Below are 18843 nucleotides of genomic sequence, written 5' to 3'. Positions count from 1 at the left end.
CGGTTTGAGCGCTGTGTAGGCAATGGCCGACGGGCAGGAAAAGAGAATTTTTGAAGTAGGGCATTTCTCCTACTCCTGTCAGCTACGGCCTCAGGCGAATTTTCTCTGGGTGCTTTGTAACTTCGTCTTACATCGGAAGCGGGGGCAAATCGCAATAATGGCCGGGCGTTGTCAGGCAGGAAATTTCGCTATTTTCCGCCAGACAAAGCGCTACTTGCTGTCGTCCTTTTAATTCTTACGGAACGAGAATTTCTCATGAAAAAGCTTTTCATCAGCGCCACGGTGGTGGCTTCGTTGTTGCCTGCTCTTGCCCTCGCAGAAAGTGCCAGCCTCACGCTGAGCGGCACGATTATTCCTACCGCGTGCACGCCAAGTTTTGACGGAGGCAGCGTTGTCGATATGGGCAAGATTTCGGCGGCGGATCTGAACGCCAATACGCAAACCGAGCTAGAGCTGAAAGACATTACCCTGACAATGAACTGCAACGGTCGCGTGCCGGTGGCGGTGAAGGTGCATGACAATCAGGCGTCGACACAGCTGCAAGGCATCACCATCGACGGTCGTGCCGAAGACATGTACATCTACGGCATGGGCGCCGCCAGCGGTGTGAAGATTGGTGGTTATGGGCTTCGTCATGGCACGCCGAACGTGGATGGTACCGCTATGAGCCTCATGTACCAACAGGGTGGCGGGATTGGCGGTCCGACGTGGAATCAGCCGAGTGCGACACTTGTGGGTAAGAATGCCTCCAGCGGTGGTTATCTGCATTATTCCTGGGGCCGCAGCGTTGCAGAGGGCCCTAGCAGTGGTGTCACGCACTCACTTCCAATGACACTGGTTCCAGTCGTCGGCCCGGCGAATGCGCTGCCTACAGGCTCGGACATCACTCTGGACGGCTCCGCGACGTTCGAGCTGGTTTACCTCTGAGTCCAGGGATGTCGTGAGCACACTCTCGACCTGATCAAACACGCGCCGCAGTCCTTGCGGTGCGTCGTTTTTCTGCGCTACAGGCGCACCTTTTACGTTTGTGTTTCAACGATGGGCCCTTGCGCCGACGGTGCGAAAAATGGGGCGCCAGGGAATCGTCATGCCTCAAATTCAACGTTTTTCAACCACCGCCCTGATGGCGGTGCTGCTTCTATCGAGCGCAACATCCGTGGCCGACGCCGCCGGCATGGTGCCGCAAACGCCGATCCTGATTCTCGAAGAGTCCACTGGTGAAGCCAGTATCAACATCACCAACACTGAACCGCTCCCGGCTCTCTTGCACACGAGCATTGAAAATGTCCCGGAAGACACCGAGCTGCTGTTGCTGCTGACCCCGCCAGTAGCTCGGGTGGAAAGCGGTGGCACGCAACTGGTGCGATTCATTCTGCGCAGCGCTGAGCCGCTGCAAACCGAGCGCCTGAAACGGGTGATTTTCGAAGGCATTCAGCCGCTGGAAAAGGGCAGCAATGCGCGGGTCAGTCTGACCGTAAAACAGAACATTCCCGCGATTCTGCGCCCGAAGAATCTGCCCATCGAACGCCAGCCGTGGGCGCTGCTGAAGTGGTCAGTGCAGGACACCCAACTGCAGGTCAGCAATCCCAGCCCCTACGTGGTGCGGCTGGCTAATACCGTCAATCTGTTGCCCGGCGAGGCCCCGGTGGATCTGGGCCGCAGCTACATTTTGCCCGGCGAAAAACTGCGTCTGACGTCCGCATCGCCGCTGCCCGCGACGGCGACTCAAGTGCGTCTGTACCCGGCGACGATGTACGGTTTCGCTGCCGGCAATTTCGATGCGCCACTGGTGACCGGTGAATGAATTACCGTCACAGCCTTGCGCTGCTCAGCCTGTTGTCGTCGGCGAACAGCTTGGCCGATTCGGTCACCTTCGACCCGAACGTGTTGCGCGCCCGTGGGCTCGATCTGCAACTGGCGGAATACTTTCAGGACGCGCCGCGCTTTCAGCAGGGGACGCATTCGCTGCTGCTCAGCGTCAACGGTGTGCCGAAAGGACGAGTGCTGGCGACGTTCGACGAGCAGGGCGAGTTGTGCACCACCGAGACGTTGCTCGAACAGGCAAATATGCGCGTCGAGGCGTTGCCGAACCTGGAGTGCAAGCGCTTTGTCGACAGCTTCGACGGCGTGATAGCGCGGCTTGATCCGGGCAAGGAACAGATCGAACTGCTGCTGCCAACCGGGCTCGTGGCGCCGGCGGCTACGGCGCGTCGCAACTACGCGCACGGTGGCAGCGCTGCGCTGTTCAACTACGACGCGCTGGTGCTGGGCAACGAATACGTTGGCCAGACCACACATTACCGCAGCCTCAACACCGAGCTGGGTTTGAACATCAACGACTGGGCGCTGCGCAGCCGTCAGTCTTACGCGGCGTTCGATGGCAGCAGCCAGACCGAGCATTTGTATGCCTACGCTTCGCGCACCTTCGAGTCGCTGCAAACCAACCTGCAACTCGGTCAGCTCAACATGGCTTCGCCATTGTTTGCCGGCGAGGCTTTCACCGGTGTGCAATTGCAGCCTGAAGCCGCGTTGGGGGAGCTGGAAGCAGACAGTGAAGGCGCCCACGTCGAGGGCATCGCTTATTCCGCTGCCCGGGTCGAGGTGCGGCAGAACGGCGCGTTGATCTACACCACGCTGGTGCCGCCAGGGCCGTTTTCGCTGGTGGGTTTGCCGCTGCTCAGCCAGAGCCTGGATCTGGAGGTCACCGTGTACGAAGAGGATGGCCAGCAGCGCAGTTTCATCGTTCCCGGCGACAGCCTTGGTGGTTTGGCGCCGGGCCGCCAGCCGGGTTTCGCGGTGACGGCGGGACGTGTTCGTCGCTATGCCCGCGATGATCGCGACGCGCCTGATTTCGTCGCGGCGAGCAAGGATTGGCGTTTGGCCGCCGGCGAGCAACTGACGGCGGGCGCGATGCTCGGCAGTGACTATCAATCGGCCGGGATGGCGCTGCAAATTCCGTTGTTGCCGCGCACAGCGCTGGGACTGCGTCAGGTGGTGTCCCGCGCCCGTCGTGAAGATCAGTTGGGCGCGCAGTTCCAGCTCAGCCTGAGCACGGCGCTGACCGAGCGCGTTTCGGCGAACCTGTCGGTCACCCAACAGGTGCAGGGTTTTCGCACGTTGTCCGATACCACGTGGAATCGCGACACCGATCAACCGGATCAACGCATTCGCAACCAGATGACCCTGGGACTCAGCGGTGCGAGCCTATTGTTGGGCTCGTTTTCCGGTGGATTTTCACGCTTCACCGATTTTGAAGACGACACCAGTTCGCGCCTCAGCGCCTCGTGGTCACGGATGTTTCAGCGCACCAGCGTGTCGTTGAGTCTGGAGCGTGACATGGGCGGTTCGGCGCATGACAGCCGTGGTTTTGCGACCTATCTGACGGTCAGCGTGCCGATGGGTCGCAGCGGCGCGCTGCGCAGTTTTGTCCGCAAGGACGACCTCAGCGGCACCCGCAGCGGCTTGCGTCTGAATCAGCAGATCAACGACGCCGTGGCCTACAGCGCCACGGTCGAGCGCCCGGAAAACGGCGAGGCGGATGTCAGTGGCCGGCTCAACTTGCTGCCGCGTTACACCCAGATTGATCTGGGTTATTCGCAGCGCGGCTCCGGTTCGACCGGTTACGACTTCGGCGCAAGGGGCGGCGTCGCGTTGCACAGCGAAGGCCTGACCTTATCGCCCTACACCGTGCGCGAGACCTTTGCCCTGCTCAAGGCTGGGGATGCCGCCGGGGTCAAGTTGCGCACGCCTTACGGGCCGGTGTGGACGGACGCCGCCGGGCGCGCGGTGGTGGCCAGCGTGCCGGCCTATCGCAACACGCGGGTGGAGATCGACACCGCGAGCCTGGCGCGCAATGTCGACGTGCTCAACGGCTACCGCGAGATCGCAGCGGCGCGCGGTTCGGTGCAGCGGCTGGAGTTTCAGATGGCCACGTCCCGGCGCGTCTTGCTGCACGCACACACGGCCGATGATCAAGTCGTCGGCAAGGGTTTTGGCGTGTTTGATGAGCTAGGCCGCTACGTCACCAGCGTGCTCGATGACGGACGGATTTTTCTTTCCGACATTCAGGCTGACGCTGCGCTGCATGTGCAAAAGGCCGATGGCTCGCGCTGTCATCTGACCTTCGAACTGGCTGAGGAAGCCGATCCCGATGAGCTTTACGAATCTGCGTCCGCGCGTTGCAGTGACGCGTGATGAGGAATTACCCAATGACTGTTTTCAACGTTTCGAGCGTGGCAATGCTCTGGCTGTGCTGCACGGCGGCGTGGGCGCAGGACCAAGCGTGCGAGGTGCGAGTCAGTCCGCCTGCGTTTGATTTTGGCCTGACCGACCGGGGCGCGTTGTTGCAGCAAAGTGCCGGTGCCAATGAACTGAGTTTTGGCAGTCGCCGGGTGCAAGTGCAGGTTATCTGCGAGCAGGCGTCACCGCTGACATTGCGCTTCGATGCGCCGGGGGCTGACGCCGAGCGTTATCGCTTCGGCATTGGCACGTTGCGGCTGAAAGTGATGGCGGTGCGCGTCGACGGTGTCGCCACACAGAAAGCGGTGGGGGAGAGCGACGTGTTGCGCCCCGGCGAACGCCTTCTGCCGCTGCTGGCGAGCGGCAAGCGGATGGATGTCGAGTTCGAGGTTGAGGGGCAAATCAGCAACGAGGCCAGTCGGGTCGCGGATCTGACCCGACTCGACGGCGAAGGCGTGTTCAGACTGGACTGAGCTCGGACTCGGCGAGCAGTTTGATTGCCGCCGCACCGACCTTGCGCACCGCCTCTTCAATCAGCGCTGTCGGTTTGGCCGCGTAGTTCATGCGCAGGCAATTGCGGTACTTGCCCGAGGCGGAAAAGATGCTGCCAACAGCAATCTGTACGCCTTGATCAAGCAGCGCACGATTCAGTTTCAGTGTGTCGAAACCTTCCGGCAATTCCACCCACAACATGAAGCTGCCCTGTGGACGGCTGGCGCGAGTGCCGGCGGGGAAATAGCGCGTCACCCAATCGATCATCACGTCGCGATTGCGTTGGTATTGCGTGCGCATCCGCCGCAAATGCGGTTCGAAATGGCCGGATTTGAGAAATTCGGCGATGGCGATCTGCGGCTGCGGCGCGGTCGAACCGGTGCTGATGTATTTCATGTGCAGCACGCGCTCGAGGTATCGCCCCGGCGCGACCCAACCAATGCGCAGCCCCGGCGCGAGAGTCTTGGAAAACGAACTGCAGAGCAGCACGCGGCCATCTTCGTCGAAGGATTTGATCGTGCGCGGACGTGGGTAGGTGTAGGCCAGTTCGCCATAGACATCGTCTTCGATGATCGCCACGTCAAAGCGTTGGGCGAGGGTGAGCAGCGCGCGTTTGCGCGACTCCGGCATGATGTAGCCGAGCGGGTTGTTGCAGTTCGGGGTGAGCTGGATGGCTTTGATCGGCCATTGTTCGAGCGCCAGTTCCAGCGCTTCAAGGCTGATGCCGGTGAGCGGGTCGGTGGGGATTTCCAGGGCTTTCATGCCCAGACCTTTGAGGGTCTGCATGGCGCCGTGGAAGCTCGGCGAATCCACCGCGACGATGTCGCCCGGCTCGCAGATCGCGTGGATGCTGGTGGACAAAGCTTCGTGGCAACCGGTGGTCACGACCAGATCGCTGGCGCTCAACTGGCAGCCGGAATCGAGCATCAACCGAGCAATTTGTTCACGCAGTTCGAGGGTGCCGTGGATGTTGTCGTAATACAGACCGGGCATGTCCTGGCGACGGCTGATGCGGGCGAGGCCGCGCAACAACGGTTTCATCGTTGGCGTGCTGATGTCGGGCATGCCGCGACCGAGTTGCACGACGTCCTTGCGCGGTACCGCGCGAATCAATTCCAGCACCTGATCCCATTGCGAAATTTCCACTGGCCGCTGCGCCGGACGGCCGACGGCGGGCAGCTCCGGCAGCTCGCGACCGACCGGCACGAAGTAGCCGGACTTGGGTTTCGGCGTGGCCAGTCCGCTGTCTTCGAGCATGCGATAGGCCTGCTGCACCGTGCTCAGACTGACCCCGTGTTCGACGCTCAAGGCGCGCACCGACGGCAAGCGGTCGCCGGGGCGATAGAAGCCTTGTTCGATGCGCGTGCCGAGCAATTCAGCAAGGTTTACGTAGAGGGTCATGGCGCTGCCTCGGTGCAGATGATTCGGAAGACCAGTACAGATGCGAGAAAAATCGTCAATTCAGTCTGCAAAGCGGTAAATCTGTATGGAGTTAATACAGTCGCTTTGAATCTGTAATGGTTTTGCTCGCCCGCGCATCATGGAATCTCTGGCTACCCAAGTAAACAGGAGCGACAAAAATGAACGGCTTGAGCGATGTGCGGCTGACGTTACACAGTCAGGAACTGGAGGCAGGGCAGAAGGATCGTGCGCGCAATGAGATCATGCGTAACGCACCGTCCGGCCTGAGCCGCTGGGGTCTGATGTGGCATCGCCTGCACACGCGCAGGGCGTTGCTGAACCTGACGGCGGATCAGCTCAAGGACATCGGGTTGACGCGTGAGCAGGCGCAGGAGGAGGGGTTGAAGCCGTTTTGGCAGATCTGAACGACACCGAGCGTTCCCACGCTCTGCGTGGGAACGCCGCCCCGGACGCTCTGCGTCCGCTGTGACGCAGAGCGTCACTGGATGCATTCCCACGCAGAGCGTGGGAACGATCAAGCACCCCGCAAAACCATCAGACCAACTCTTTCATCCGATGCCACAACATCCCCAACGCCAACAACGGCGAGCGCAAATGCTTGCCGCCCGGGAAGGTGATGTGCGGCACCTTGGCAAACAGATCAAAGCCACCGCCGTGCTGCCCGCTGATCGCCTCAGCCAGCAACTTGCCCGCCAGGTGCGTGGCATTCACCCCGTGCCCGGAATAAGCCTGGGCGTAATACACGTTCGGCTGGTCATTGAGCCGGCCAATCTGCGGCAGACGGTTGGCGCCGATGCCGATCATCCCGCCCCACTGATAATCAATCTTCACGCCCGCCAGTTGCGGGAACACTTCCAGCATCTTCGGCTGCATATACGCCGCGATGTCTTTCGGATCACGCCCCGAATAATGGCAGGCACCGCCGAACAGCAAGCGACGATCCGCCGAGAGTCGGTAGTAATCCAGCGCCACTCGCTGATCACAGACCGCCATGTTTTGCGGCAGCAGGTTGTGTGCCTGCTCTTCGCTCAACGGTTCGGTGGCAATGATGTAGCTGCCGGCGGGCAGAACCTTGCCGCTGAGTTGCGGATTCAGGTCATTCAGATAAGCGTTGCAACCGAGCACCAGCGTCTTCGCCCGCACCAAACCTTGGGCGGTGTGGACTTTGACTTCCGGGCCGTAATCGATACGGGTCACTGCCGAGTGTTCAAACAGTTTCACACCCAATTGCTGCGCAGCCGCCGCTTCGCCCAACGCCAGGTTGAGTGGATGCAGATGCCCTGAACCCATGTCGATCAAACCGCCGACATAGCGCTTGGAACCGACCACCGTGTGCATCTCGTTGGCTTGCAGCAAACGGGTTTCGTAGCGATAACCGAGGCCGCGCAACTCTTCGGCGTCTTCGGCAAAACCTTCGAGGTCGGACGGTTTGTTGGCGAGGTCGCAGTAGCCCCAGGTCAGGTCGCAGGCGATCTGAAAACGCTCGACGCGCTGGCGGACGATTTCCACCGCTTCCAGGCCCATCAGTTTCATTTCGCGCACGCCGTCGCTGCCGACGACGTTGGCGAACTGATCGAGACCGTGGCCGACGCCGCGAATCAACTGCCCGCCGTTACGACCGCTGGCGCCCCAGCCGATCTTGTGCGCTTCCAGCAACACCACGCTGAGTCCGCGTTCAGCCAGTTCCAGCGCCGTGTTCAACCCGGAAAAACCGCCGCCGACCACGCAGACGTCGGCCACCACGTCGCCTTGCAGCAGCGGATGATCCGGCTGCGGCAAGCTGCTGGCGGCGTAGTAAGAGGCAACGTGAGGTTGGCTCGCGGAGGTGTGGGCGCGGGCGGTCATGGGCGTCATCCTGAGGCGGGGGTGTCGAGAAAATTTGACGGAGCATAAGCCGCACGCCCGAACGGGGGCAACACTGGTCGGCCTGCGGTGTCTGGATCACGGCTTTTGCGGCACAATTGCCGCCTATTTCACCTTGGTTACCGTTTCGATGAGCTGCAACAGCCAGACAGTCCGCACCTTGCGCCAGCAGATTCCCTCGTTCGAGTGCGTGCCCGGCTGCCACGATTGCTGTGGGCCGGTGACCACCTCGCCGGAAGAAATGGCCCGTCTGCCGCGCAAGACCCGCGCCGAGCAGGATGCGGCGATGGAAGAGCTGAACTGCGTGCACCTGGGGCCGAATGGCTGCACGGTGTATGAAGAGCGGCCGTTGATTTGCCGGTTGTTTGGTACGACCAAGACTTTGCCTTGCCCGAATGAGCGGCGGCCGGTGGAGCTGATTCATCCACGGGTGGAGAAGCAGATTTTCGAGTACATGGCGGCGAATCGGCAGGTGCTGGTTTAAAAGATCGCAGCCTTCGGCAGCTCCTACAGAGAAATGCATCATGATCGTTCCCAAGCTCTGCGTGGGAATGCAGCCCGGGACGCTCTGCGTCCCAAATGCCGAACGCGGAGCGTCCGAAGAGGCATTCCCACGCAGAGCGTGGGAACGATCGTCGCGGTGCTCAATCAGGAATCGGCAGGCTCAAGCTCTCCTTAACCTCTTCCATCACGATATAACTCTTCGACTCCCGCACATGCGGCAGCTTCAACAGAATGTCGCCCAGCAACTTGCGGTACGAGGCCATCTCGGAAATCCGCGCCTTCACCAGATAGTCGAAATCCCCTGACACCAAATGGCATTCCAGCACGTGCGGCAACTTCAGCACCGCGCGGCGGAACTCCTCGAACGTGTCGCCGGATTTGTAGTCGAGGCTGATCTCGACGAACACCAGCAAGCTACCCTTCAAGTGCTGCGGATTGAGCCGGGCGTTGTAGCCCATGATGATCCCTTCGCGCTCCAGACGCCGCACGCGCTCGGTGCACGGCGTGGTCGAGAGCCCGACCTTTTCGCCCAGTTCGGTAAAGGAAATCCGCCCGTCCGCCTGCAGGATCCGCAAGATGTTGCGGTCGATCTTGTCCAGCTCACGTTTGGTCTGAGTGTTGGTACGCATAGGGGATGCGCCTCCGTGAAAAGGGTTTTTGCCGAGAATTGTCGCCAAATATAGGCGCTTATATAGTGAAAAGCACTGGCATTTCTTTTTTACACTGCGCGCATCATTGCTCTAACAACAGACGTACGCGGCCCCGCCGCGATGAGGGATACAAAAATGCGCGTAATGGTCTTGGGTAGCGGCGTCATCGGTACCGCCAGTGCTTACTATCTGGCCCGTGCCGGGTTCGAAGTAGTGGTGGTCGACCGGCAGCCGGCTGCGGCCATGGAGACCAGTTTCGCCAACGCCGGCCAGGTCTCGCCGGGCTACGCCTCGCCGTGGGCCGCGCCGGGCGTACCGCTGAAGGCGATCAAGTGGCTGCTGCAACGCCACGCCCCTCTCGCGATCAAAGCCACCGCCGACATCGACCAGTACCTGTGGATGGCGCAGATGCTGCGCAACTGCACCGCCAACCGTTACGCGGTGAACAAGGAGCGCATGGTTCGTCTGTCCGAGTACAGCCGCGACTGCCTCGACGAATTGCGCGCCGAAACCGGCATCGCCTACGAAGGCCGCAGCCTCGGTACGACTCAGTTGTTCCGCACTCAGGCGCAGCTTGATGGCGCCGCGAAAGACATCGCCGTGCTGAAAGAATCCGGCGTGCCGTTTGAAGTCCTCGACCGCGCCGGCATTGCCCGCGTCGAGCCAGCGCTGGCGGGTGTGACTGACATCCTCGCCGGTGCCCTGCGCCTGCCGAACGATCAGACTGGCGACTGCCAGATGTTCACCACGCGCCTCGCCGAAATGGCAGTGAAACTCGGTGTCGAATTCCGCTTCGGCCAGGACATCCAGAAACTCGATTACGCCGGTGATCGCATCAACGGTGTGTGGATCGACGGCAAGCTGGAAACCGCCGACCGCTACGTGCTGGCGCTCGGCAGCTACTCGCCGCAACTGCTCAAGCCGCTGGGCATCAAAGCCCCGGTGTATCCGCTCAAGGGTTACTCGCTGACCGTGCCGATCACCAACCCGGCAATGGCGCCGACGTCGACTATTCTCGACGAGACCTACAAGGTCGCGATCACCCGTTTCGACAACCGCATCCGCGTCGGCGGCATGGCCGAGATCGCCGGTTTTGACCTGTCGCTGAACCCGCGTCGCCGCGAAACCCTGGAGATGATCGTCAACGACCTTTATCCTCAGGGCGGTAATCTGGCCGAAGCGAGTTTCTGGACCGGTCTGCGTCCGACCACGCCGGATGGCACGCCGATCGTTGGTGCTACGCCGTTCAAGAATCTGTTCCTCAACACCGGTCACGGCACGCTCGGTTGGACCATGGCATGCGGTTCCGGTCGTCTGCTAGCCGACCTGATGGCGAAGAAAAAGCCACAGATCAGCGCCGAAGGCCTCGATATTTCCCGTTACGGCAACAAAATTCAGGAGTCCGCAAAACATGTCAATCCAGCGCCAGCTCACCAATGAGCGCATGAGTCAGATCGTCAGCCACAACGGCACCGTGTATTTGGCCGGGCAGGTCGGCGACGACTTCAATGCCGGGATTGAACAGCAGACCCGCGACGTTCTGGCCAATATCGAGCGCCTGCTCGACCTCGCCGGGACTGACAAACAGCACCTGCTGTCGGCGACGATTTACCTGAACGGCATCGATGAGCACTTCGCCGGGATGAACTCGGTGTGGGATCAGTGGCTGCCAAAAGGCGCCGCGCCGGCCCGTGCCACCGTCGAAGCGAAAATGGCCAAGCCGAGCATTCTGGTGGAGATTTCCATCGTCGCCGCGCTGCCGTAACTGTTGTAAAGATCCCTCTCCCGGCGCTGTTGGCGGTTCACGTCGTCAGTCGGCGCCGGTTTTTATTCCCATGACCGCCTAGAAGTCTGCCGCCATGCGTCCTGCCCGTGCCCTGATCGACCTTCAAGCCCTGCGTCACAACTACCGAATTGCCCGCGAAGTCACCGGCGCCAAGGCGCTGGCGGTGATCAAGGCCGATGCGTACGGACATGGCGCGGTGCGCTGCGCCCAGGCGCTGGAAGCCGATGCCGACGGTTTTGCCGTGGCTTGCATCGAAGAGGCTTTGGAGCTGCGCGCCGCTGGTATTCGTGCGCCGGTGTTGTTGCTTGAAGGCTTTTTTGAAGCTGATGAGCTGGCGCTGATCGTCGAGCATGATTTCTGGACGGTGGTGCACTCGCTTTGGCAGCTCGAAGCGATCGAGCAGGCAGTGCTGAGCAAACCGATTACCGTGTGGCTGAAGCTCGATTCGGGCATGCACCGCGTCGGTTTGCATCCAAAGGATTATCCAGCGGCTTATCAGCGTCTGCTGGCCAGCGGCAAAGTGGCGAAGATTGTGTTGATGAGCCACTTCGCCCGCGCCGATGAACTGCACGCGCAGAGCAGCACCGAGCAAGTGGCGGTGTTTGAAGCGGCGCGTCAGGGGCTGGCGGCTGAAGTCAGCCTGCGCAACTCGCCTGCCGTGCTTGGCTGGCCGCAGATTCATAGTGATTGGGTGCGTCCGGGCATCATGCTCTACGGCGCGACCCCGTTCGAAGAAGCCAATGCTGTTGCCGATCGTTTGCAACCGGTGATGACCCTCGAATCGAAAGTCATCAGCGTGCGCGAACTGCCGGCCGGTGAGCCGGTGGGCTACGGCGCCAAATTCATCACCGACAAACCGATGCGCATCGGTGTGGTCGCCATGGGTTACGCCGACGGCTACCCGCGTCAGGCGCCGACCGGCACCCCGGTTTTGGTGGCGGGCAAACGCAGTCGCATTATCGGTCGCGTGTCGATGGACATGCTTTGCATCGATCTTACCGATGTGCCGGAAGCCGGTCTCGGTTCGACCGTTGAGCTCTGGGGGAAAAATATCCTCGCCAGTGAAGTGGCGAAGTGGGCCGACACCATCCCGTACCAGATCTTCTGCAACCTGCGTCGAGTGCCAAGGCTCTATTCCGAGGGTTGACGCCGCTGCGGGGGCCAAGTGTTGTAAATACTGAACGCTGTCGCCATGATAACGCTCAATATTCTTACAACATCAGGAGGCTCGCGCCTTGGACGTCGGTGAACGACTGCAATCGATCCGCAAGCTCAAAGGGCTTTCCCAGCGTGAACTCGCCAAACGCGCGGGCGTCACCAACAGCACCATTTCGATGATCGAAAAGAACAGCGTCAGCCCTTCGATCAGTTCGCTGAGAAAGGTGCTGGGCGGCATTCCCATGTCCATGGTCGAGTTCTTTTCCGAAGAAATCCTGCAGGAAGTTCCGACCCAGATCGTCTACAAGGCCAACGAGCTGATCGACATTTCCGACGGCGCCGTGACCATGAAACTGGTCGGCCGCGCGCACCCCAGCCGCGCCATCGCCTTCCTCAACGAAATCTACCCGCCGGGCGCCGATACCGGCGAAGAAATGCTCACCCATGAGGGCGAAGAAACCGGGATTCTGGTGGAAGGTCGTCTGGAATTGGTGGTGGGCCTTGAAACTTTTATTCTCGAAGCCGGCGACAGCTACTACTTTGAAAGTACCAAGCCGCATCGTTTCCGTAATCCGTTCGACTTGCCTGCGCGACTAATCAGCGCAGCCACGCCGGCAAACTTTTAAACAAAGAGGCGCCAGGCCATTACGGCGAAGGCACCCAAGCTGTTTTACCGATGCGCAACAAGACCCCTTTAATCATGGGGTTGTTTCAGTGTGGCGGGCTACCCGCTATACTTGCGCCCGCCTGCGAACCGTGGCCGCAGGCGTGAATAGCCACCATTGAGGGTGAACGCGTGAATCTAATTATGAAAATGCTGGCTGCACCAGCAACCGTACTGGCCCTCTGGGCTGTCAGCGCTCAAGCTGCGACGAATGACGACATTGCCAAACGCCTCGAGCCGGTCGGCCAGGTGTGCGTTCAAGGTCAGGAATGCAAAGGGATGGAAGTGGCTGCGACTGCCGGCGGCGGTGGCGGCGCGAAGACTCCGGATGAAGTGATTGCCAAACATTGCAATGCTTGCCACGGTACAGGCCTGTTGGGTGCGCCGAAAATTGGTGACACGGCCGCGTGGAAAGAACGTGCGGATCACCAAGGCGGCCTTGATGGCATCCTTGCCAAAGCCATCACCGGTATCAATTCGATGCCGCCGAAAGGCACCTGCGCCGATTGCTCGGATGAAGAGCTGAAGGGCGCGATCGAGAAGATGTCCGGTCTGAAATAAGGCGTGCATCTGATGAAAAAAACCGTCTTCGGACGGTTTTTTTGTGCCTGCGATTCAAGAGCCCCTCACCCCAGCCCTCTCCCGGAGGGAGAGGGGGCCGACCGCAGTGTCTGACGCTCTACATCGACCTGAAAGACCTTAGCGACTATGGATTCGGTACATCACGTTCAAGTCGGCGTACCTCCCAAATATCCCCCATTCAGTCCCCTCTCCCTCCGGGAGAGGGCTAGGGTGAGGGCAAGCAAGCTCCAGCCATAAACACCTCCTGTGGCCGACAATCGTCCAGGACTTTAGGGCTGTTCTTTGCAGCAAACTCAAGGCAATCTCGGTCTACCCCTATTCACGGAACGGGCAGGAGGCTTCAGATGGTGCAGTTGTGTTCGATCGAACAAGCAGTGGACGACGTGCTGGCGCGCTTGCCGGCGCATATCCACATGGGCATGCCACTGGGCCTGGGCAAACCCAATCACTTCGTCAACGCGCTGTACCGGCGGATCAAAGGCCTGCCCGAGCGGCAGCTGACGATCTACACCGCGCTGTGCCTCGGCCGCCCGGCGTTGGGCGATGGCTTGCAAAAGCGCTTCATCGAACCCTTCGTCGAGCGCGTCTTCGGTGACTACGCGGAATTCGATTTCCTCGCCGACCTGCACCGCGACAGCCTGCCCGCCAACATCCGCATCGAACAGTTCTTCATGCAGCCCGGCAGCCTGCTCAACAGCGCGCCGGCCCAACAGGATTACGTCAGCAGCAACTACAGCCACGCCGCCCGCGACATCAACGCTGCCGGCCTGAATCTGGTGGCGCAGTTATTGGCCAGCAGCAGCGAACACCCGGATCGCCTGAGCCTGAGCTGCAACCCCGACATCACCCTCGATTTGTTGCCGATGATCGCCAAGCGCCGCGAGGCCGGGGAGACCATTTTGCTGGTCGGCCAAGTGCACACCGATCTGCCGTACATGCCCGGCGACGCCGAAGTCGACATCGACACCTTCGACTTGCTGATCGACGAGAAGGACAGCAGCACGCTGTTTTCCACGCCGAACATGCCGGTGGGGTTTCAGGACCATTTCATTGGTTTGCACGCGAGTACGCTGGTGCGCGACGGCGGCACGTTGCAGATCGGCATCGGTTCGATGGGTGATGCGCTGACTGCCGCGTTGCTCGCACGTCAGGCGGATAACGCCGGTTATCAGGCGTTGCTCGATGACATCAACCTCAGTCAGTGGGCGCAATTGATCAACCGCGAGGGCGGCACCGGGCCATTCGCCAAAGGCCTGTACGGTTGCAGCGAAATGTTCGTCAACGGCCTGCTGGTGCTGGCGGATGCCGGGATCATCCGGCGCAAGGTTTACCCTGATGTACCGACGCAGGAGCAGGCGAACGCTGGCACCCTCGACGAAGCGGCGCAAACCGACGGCATTTCCGTGCACGGCGGATTCTTCCTCGGCCCGCGCAGTTTCTACGAGCGACTGCGTGAGTTGCCGTTGAGCAAACGCCTCGAATTCAACATGACCCGCATCAGCTACATCAACGAGCTCTACGGGCAGGAAGAACTCAAGCGCCTACAACGCCTCGATGCGCGGTTCATCAACACCGTGTTCACCATGACTCTGCTTGGCGCTGGCGTGGCGGATCAACTGGAGGATGGACGAGTACTCAGCGGTGTCGGCGGGCAGTACAACTTCGTCGCGCAGGGCCACGCGTTACACGACGCGCGCTCGATTCTAATCCTGCGCAGCTGGCGCGAATCCGGCGGCGACGTCAGCTCCAACATCGTCTGGGAATACGGCCACTGCACGATCCCACGGCATCTGCGCGATATCGTCGTGACCGAATACGGCATCGCTGATCTGCGCGGTAAAACCGATGCCGTAGTGATCGAATCGCTGCTGAACATCAGCGATTCACGCTTCCAGCCCGGCCTGATCGAACAAGCGCAAAAGGTCGGCAAACTGCCAAAGGATTTCCGCCTCGATCCCCGCTTCACTGACAACACACCGCAGCGTTTGCAAGCCATCGCCGCACGGCACAAAAACCTGTTTCCGGAGTACCCGCTGGGCTGTGATTTCACCGCGATCGAACGGGATCTACTGCGGGCGCTGAACTGGCTAAAAAGCAAATTCAAACTCACCGAAATCCTCGAACTCGGCAAAGCCGCCCTCGACGCCCCCGAGGCATCGCTTTACCCCGAACACCTCGAACGCATGCGACTCACAAACCCGGAAGGCCTGAAAGAAGACCTCTTCCAACGCTTGCTCCTCACCGGCCTAAAAGCCACCACCCAAACCCCGTAGGAGCTGCGGCACGCTGCGATTTTTTGATCCTGATCCTTAAAAGATCAAAAGATCGCAGCCTCGTTTCACTCGACAGCTCCTACACGGGGATTGCGGAGTACCCGAACAACTGTAGGAGCAGGGCTTGCTCGCGAAAGCGGTGGATCGGTCAAAAAATGTATCGACTGACACGACGCCTTCGCGAGCAAGCCCGCTCCCACAAGAGCCATGTCTGATATCTGAATGAATACGGAATGCCATCCGTAGTCCCGTTCTGAAAATCATCAATCACTGAGTTTTTGGATTGTCGTCGGCATTCGCCTGTCGATAGGTTTGTCTGTGGTCTATCCAGCAGCAAATTCGGGGGGTACAGAGTGTCAGCATCGAAGAAATACTTGCCACAAGAGTCTGTCGAGCAGGCCTTACTCCTCACTGACTTAACCGAAAAGAACCAACCCGACCACGCAGTCCGACTACTGCTCAATGAAGTCCTTCAAGGACTCGCAGCAAGAGGCTGGCCTCGAGCGCAGTTGCAGGTTGGGCCGAGGATTGTGTCCGCCGAAGAAAACTACGGTTTGCTGGGTTACGACCCGGCAGACATTACCCTTGGCAGCGAGCACACACGTTGGGTCGATGAGCATTCGCTTTTGCGAACGCAGACCACCAGCCAGATTCCTGCGGTGCTTCAGCAGGCCGCCGAGGTTCGTCGGCCGGGACAAACCATTTTGCTGGCAGCACCAGGCATTACCTTCAGGCGTGATAGCCGAGATCGTTGGCATTGCGCCGAGCCGCACCAAATGGATATCTGGGTATTGGGCGACCCGGAGCTGGCATCCCATGAGCATTTACTGCGCCTTGTCGGCGATATTTTGCAGTCGGCCGTCCCGGAAAAGTCCTGGGTTTATAGCGATAGTCCACATCACTACACCGAGGGCGGGATTGAAGTGAATGTGTTGAATGATGGCGTGCCGGTCGAGGTTCTTGAGTGCGGGCGTATCGCGAAGTCGCTGTTGCAGCGTTTGCAGATTGATCCGCTGCGCCATGGCGGACTCGCTCTTGGGATGGGGCTGGATCGCCTGACGATGTTGCGCAAAGGCATTCCTGATATTCGTTTGTTGCGTGATCAGAATGTGCGCGTGCAGGCGCAGATGCATGATCTGGATCCGTGGACTGCGGTATCCCGTTTGCCGTCGATTGCCCGCGATATCTCGTTGGCAGTAACGCCGGGATTGAGTGAAGAGGTATTGACCGAGAGGATGTTGCAGGCGGCAGGGGATTGCTCTGGATGGATCGAGGAGATGCGAATCAAGGGGCGCTGGCCACGTTCGGATTTACCGGCGCAGGCCATTGAGCGACTCGGGATGTTACCGGGTCAGGAGAACGTGCTTTTGCATGTGGTGCTGCGTGATTGTTCGCGCTCGATTACCACCGGTGAGGCGAATGCCTTGTACGCGGATATTCAAGCTGCGATGCACGAAGGGGTACCGGGGGCGGGGTACAGAATGGATTAAGTGAAATCTGTAGGAGCTGCGGCACGCTGCGATCTTTTGATGTTGATCCTGAAAATCAGATCAAAAGATCGCAGCCTCGTTGCACTCGACAGCTCCTACAAGGGTATTGCGGTGTGGCTTTATTCGATGAAGGTGACAACGCCACCTGTCAGCGATTTCACGCGGGCCAGCGATTCGACGCGGTAGCCTTGCGAGTCCAGTTCGGCGCGGCCGCCCTGGAACGACTTCTCGATGACGATGCCCAGGCCGGCCACGGTGGCGCCGGCCTGTTTGATGATCGAGATCAGCGCTTGCGAGGCCTTACCGTTGGCCAGAAAGTCGTCGATGATCAGCACTCGGTCGCTGCTGGTCAGGTGGCGCGGCGAGATGGCCACGGTGCTTTCGGTCTTTTTGGTGAACGAGTAAACGGTCGCCGACAGCAGGTTTTCGGTCAGGGTCAGGGACTGTTGCTTGCGGGCGAAGATCACCGGCACGCCGAGGTTCAGACCGGTCATGATCGCCGGGGCGATGCCCGAGGCTTCGATGGTGACGATCTTGGTGATGCCCGAATCCTTGAACAGCGCGGCGATTTCGTCGCCGATCAGCTTCATCAGGGCCGGGTCGATCTGGTGGTTCAGGAAGGCGTCGACCTTCAGGACCTGGTCGGAAAGCACAATGCCTTGTTCGCGGATTTTCTGGTGCAATGCTTCCATGAAGCTGTCCTCTTTTGGCGCTTTGTGCGCCGAAGGTCTAGTAAAAAAAGTGGTCAATTCTAGCGCTTTAACATCGCGCGTATATCAGCCAATGCGCTGTTGCCGCGCACGACTTTGACTTCGGTCGGTGTGTCGTCGTTGCCTTCCCAGGCCAGATCGTCCGGTGGCAGCTCATCGAGGAAGCGGCTCGGCGCGCAGTCGATGATCTCGCCGTACTGCTTGCGCTTGGCGGCGAAGGTGAACGCCAGGGTCTGACGCGCGCGGGTGATGCCCACGTAGGCCAGGCGGCGTTCTTCTTCGATGGTGTCGGCTTCGATGCTGGAGCGGTGCGGGAGGATTTCCTCTTCCATGCCCATGATGAACACGTAAGGGAATTCCAGACCCTTGGACGCATGCAGCGTCATCATCTGCACGCCTTCGGCACCGTCTTCCTCTTCCTGCTGACGTTCGAGCATGTCGCGCAGGACGAGTTTGCCGATCGCATCCTCGACGGTCATTTCGCCTTCTTCGTCCTTCTCAAGAGTGTTTTTCAACGCCTCGATCAGGAACCAGACGTTGCTCATCCGGTAGTCGGCGGCCTTGTCGCTGGAGCTGTTGGTGCGCAGCCAGTTCTCGTAGTCGATGTCCATGACCATGCTGCGCAGGGCGGAGATCGGGTCTTCGCCGGCGCACTGCTCGCGCACTTTGTCCATGAAACGCTTGAAGCGCGACAGGCGATCGGTGAAGCGGCTGTCCAGATGCTCGCCCAGACCGATTTCGTCGGTGGCGGCGTACATCGAGATCTTGCGTTCGGTGGCGTAGTTGCCGAGTTTTTCCAAAGTAGTCGAGCCGATTTCGCGGCGCGGAACGTTGATCACGCGCAGGAAGGCGTTGTCGTCATCCGGGTTCACGATCAGGCGGAAGTAGGCCATCAGGTCTTTCACTTCCTGACGGCCGAAGAAGCTGTTACCGCCGCTAAGACGGTACGGCACCTGATGGTGCTGCAGCTTCAGCTCGATCAGCTTGGCCTGATAGTTACCGCGATAGAG

At 60.0% G+C, this 18843-nt stretch carries 18 protein-coding genes; 13 read left to right on the top strand and 5 right to left on the bottom strand.

Annotated features, from left to right (window positions below):
* Positions 1 to 255: 255 nt before the first annotated feature.
* From ACIOMO_RS19660 to ACIOMO_RS19645, 4 genes are all read left to right on the top strand, one after another.
* Positions 256 to 927, top strand: a complete 672-nt coding sequence (locus ACIOMO_RS19660) for a DUF1120 domain-containing protein (RefSeq protein WP_401243020.1) — start codon at positions 256 to 258, stop codon at positions 925 to 927.
* 160 nt (positions 928 to 1087) lie between these two features.
* Complete coding sequence (locus ACIOMO_RS19655; protein WP_401243018.1) at positions 1088 to 1804, top strand: fimbria/pilus chaperone family protein; 717 nt, start codon at positions 1088 to 1090, stop codon at positions 1802 to 1804.
* Positions 1801 to 4194, top strand: coding sequence for a fimbria/pilus outer membrane usher protein (locus tag ACIOMO_RS19650; RefSeq protein ID WP_401243016.1), 2394 nt, complete (start codon positions 1801 to 1803; stop codon positions 4192 to 4194). Before ACIOMO_RS19655 ends, ACIOMO_RS19650 begins: the two co-directional genes overlap by 4 nt.
* Before the next feature lie 14 nt (positions 4195 to 4208).
* Positions 4209 to 4712, top strand: a complete 504-nt coding sequence (locus tag ACIOMO_RS19645) for a hypothetical protein (protein ID WP_401243013.1) — start codon at positions 4209 to 4211, stop codon at positions 4710 to 4712.
* On the opposite strand, the gene ACIOMO_RS19640 is transcribed toward ACIOMO_RS19645, so the two are convergent.
* Positions 4699 to 6132 (bottom strand): PLP-dependent aminotransferase family protein, encoded by a 1434-nt coding sequence (locus ACIOMO_RS19640; protein WP_212550364.1) that lies wholly within the window; start codon positions 6130 to 6132, stop codon positions 4699 to 4701. The two genes, ACIOMO_RS19645 and ACIOMO_RS19640, sit on opposite strands and share 14 nt — an antisense overlap.
* Positions 6133 to 6311: 179 nt before the next feature.
* Between ACIOMO_RS19640 and ACIOMO_RS19635 the strand changes: the two genes are divergently transcribed.
* Positions 6312 to 6557 (top strand): DUF1127 domain-containing protein, encoded by a 246-nt coding sequence (locus ACIOMO_RS19635; protein ID WP_401243011.1) that lies wholly within the window; start codon positions 6312 to 6314, stop codon positions 6555 to 6557.
* A 130-nt stretch (positions 6558 to 6687) separates the two neighbouring features.
* On the opposite strand, the gene ACIOMO_RS19630 is transcribed toward ACIOMO_RS19635, so the two are convergent.
* The gene (locus ACIOMO_RS19630; RefSeq protein ID WP_401243008.1) at positions 6688 to 7998 is read right to left on the bottom strand and encodes an NAD(P)/FAD-dependent oxidoreductase; all 1311 of its coding nucleotides are present in this window, start codon (positions 7996 to 7998) and stop codon (positions 6688 to 6690) included.
* A 148-nt stretch (positions 7999 to 8146) separates the two neighbouring features.
* Between ACIOMO_RS19630 and ACIOMO_RS19625 the strand changes: the two genes are divergently transcribed.
* On the top strand, positions 8147 to 8500 hold the full coding sequence (locus ACIOMO_RS19625) for a YkgJ family cysteine cluster protein (RefSeq protein WP_038359217.1): 354 nt from the start codon (positions 8147 to 8149) through the stop codon (positions 8498 to 8500).
* Positions 8501 to 8660: 160 nt separating this feature from the next.
* On the opposite strand, the gene ACIOMO_RS19620 is transcribed toward ACIOMO_RS19625, so the two are convergent.
* Positions 8661 to 9149 carry an Lrp/AsnC ligand binding domain-containing protein gene (locus ACIOMO_RS19620; protein ID WP_003177284.1) on the bottom strand — a complete coding sequence of 163 codons (489 nt, stop codon included), beginning with the start codon at positions 9147 to 9149 and terminating at the stop codon, positions 8661 to 8663.
* Between the two features lie 156 nt (positions 9150 to 9305).
* On the opposite strand from ACIOMO_RS19620, the gene dadA reads away from it, so the two are divergent.
* From dadA to ACIOMO_RS19585, 7 genes are all read left to right on the top strand, one after another.
* Positions 9306 to 10610 (top strand): D-amino acid dehydrogenase, encoded by a 1305-nt coding sequence (gene dadA / locus ACIOMO_RS19615; RefSeq protein ID WP_064389549.1) that lies wholly within the window; start codon positions 9306 to 9308, stop codon positions 10608 to 10610.
* On the top strand, positions 10582 to 10935 hold the full coding sequence (locus ACIOMO_RS19610; protein ID WP_053125004.1) for a RidA family protein: 354 nt from the start codon (positions 10582 to 10584) through the stop codon (positions 10933 to 10935). The genes dadA and ACIOMO_RS19610 overlap by 29 nt, the downstream gene beginning before the upstream one ends.
* A 94-nt stretch (positions 10936 to 11029) precedes the next feature.
* Positions 11030 to 12103 carry an alanine racemase gene (alr, locus tag ACIOMO_RS19605; protein WP_401243004.1) on the top strand — a complete coding sequence of 358 codons (1074 nt, stop codon included), beginning with the start codon at positions 11030 to 11032 and terminating at the stop codon, positions 12101 to 12103.
* A gap of 88 nt (positions 12104 to 12191) precedes the next feature.
* Complete coding sequence (locus tag ACIOMO_RS19600; protein ID WP_008086779.1) at positions 12192 to 12740, top strand: cupin domain-containing protein; 549 nt, start codon at positions 12192 to 12194, stop codon at positions 12738 to 12740.
* A gap of 182 nt (positions 12741 to 12922) precedes the next feature.
* On the top strand, positions 12923 to 13339 hold the full coding sequence (locus ACIOMO_RS19595; RefSeq protein ID WP_159814952.1) for a cytochrome c5 family protein: 417 nt from the start codon (positions 12923 to 12925) through the stop codon (positions 13337 to 13339).
* 365 nt (positions 13340 to 13704) lie between these two features.
* Positions 13705 to 15633, top strand: a complete 1929-nt coding sequence (locus tag ACIOMO_RS19590) for an acetyl-CoA hydrolase/transferase C-terminal domain-containing protein (protein WP_401243000.1) — start codon at positions 13705 to 13707, stop codon at positions 15631 to 15633.
* A gap of 353 nt (positions 15634 to 15986) precedes the next feature.
* Complete coding sequence (locus tag ACIOMO_RS19585; protein WP_401242997.1) at positions 15987 to 17123, top strand: hypothetical protein; 1137 nt, start codon at positions 15987 to 15989, stop codon at positions 17121 to 17123.
* Positions 17124 to 17242: 119 nt separating this feature from the next.
* On the opposite strand, the gene ACIOMO_RS19580 is transcribed toward ACIOMO_RS19585, so the two are convergent.
* Entirely contained in the window at positions 17243 to 17815 is a 573-nt protein-coding gene (locus tag ACIOMO_RS19580; protein WP_401242994.1) for a xanthine phosphoribosyltransferase, read from the bottom strand.
* A 59-nt stretch (positions 17816 to 17874) separates the two neighbouring features.
* On the bottom strand, positions 17875 to 18843 hold a 969-nt coding region (locus tag ACIOMO_RS19575), incomplete at its 5' end, for a 3'-5' exonuclease (RefSeq protein ID WP_401242991.1).

The sequence above is a fragment of the Pseudomonas sp. NPDC087804 genome, assembly GCF_044742965.1.
GTDB lineage: Bacteria > Pseudomonadota > Gammaproteobacteria > Pseudomonadales > Pseudomonadaceae > Aquipseudomonas > Aquipseudomonas rustica.
Note: the sequence above shows the minus strand (reverse complement) of the source record. Positions and strands in the feature narration are given on the sequence as shown.

Excerpts from the sequence above, each read along its gene's own strand:
- ACIOMO_RS19660 (WP_401243020.1), top strand. The coding sequence starts at position 256 with ATGAAAAAGCTTTTCATCAGCGCCACGGTGGTGGCTTCGTTGTTGCCT.
- ACIOMO_RS19655 (WP_401243018.1), top strand. The coding sequence starts at position 1,088 with ATGCCTCAAATTCAACGTTTTTCAACCACCGCCCTGATGGCGGTGCTG.
- ACIOMO_RS19650 (WP_401243016.1), top strand. The coding sequence starts at position 1,801 with ATGAATTACCGTCACAGCCTTGCGCTGCTCAGCCTGTTGTCGTCGGCG.
- ACIOMO_RS19645 (WP_401243013.1), top strand. The coding sequence starts at position 4,209 with ATGACTGTTTTCAACGTTTCGAGCGTGGCAATGCTCTGGCTGTGCTGC.
- ACIOMO_RS19640 (WP_212550364.1), bottom strand. The coding sequence starts at position 6,132 with ATGACCCTCTACGTAAACCTTGCTGAATTGCTCGGCACGCGCATCGAA.
- ACIOMO_RS19635 (WP_401243011.1), top strand. The coding sequence starts at position 6,312 with ATGAACGGCTTGAGCGATGTGCGGCTGACGTTACACAGTCAGGAACTG.
- ACIOMO_RS19630 (WP_401243008.1), bottom strand. The coding sequence starts at position 7,998 with ATGACCGCCCGCGCCCACACCTCCGCGAGCCAACCTCACGTTGCCTCT.
- ACIOMO_RS19625 (WP_038359217.1), top strand. The coding sequence starts at position 8,147 with ATGAGCTGCAACAGCCAGACAGTCCGCACCTTGCGCCAGCAGATTCCC.
- ACIOMO_RS19620 (WP_003177284.1), bottom strand. The coding sequence starts at position 9,149 with ATGCGTACCAACACTCAGACCAAACGTGAGCTGGACAAGATCGACCGC.
- dadA (WP_064389549.1), top strand. The coding sequence starts at position 9,306 with ATGCGCGTAATGGTCTTGGGTAGCGGCGTCATCGGTACCGCCAGTGCT.
- ACIOMO_RS19610 (WP_053125004.1), top strand. The coding sequence starts at position 10,582 with ATGTCAATCCAGCGCCAGCTCACCAATGAGCGCATGAGTCAGATCGTC.
- alr (WP_401243004.1), top strand. The coding sequence starts at position 11,030 with ATGCGTCCTGCCCGTGCCCTGATCGACCTTCAAGCCCTGCGTCACAAC.
- ACIOMO_RS19595 (WP_159814952.1), top strand. The coding sequence starts at position 12,923 with ATGAAAATGCTGGCTGCACCAGCAACCGTACTGGCCCTCTGGGCTGTC.
- ACIOMO_RS19590 (WP_401243000.1), top strand. The coding sequence starts at position 13,705 with ATGGTGCAGTTGTGTTCGATCGAACAAGCAGTGGACGACGTGCTGGCG.
- ACIOMO_RS19580 (WP_401242994.1), bottom strand. The coding sequence starts at position 17,815 with ATGGAAGCATTGCACCAGAAAATCCGCGAACAAGGCATTGTGCTTTCC.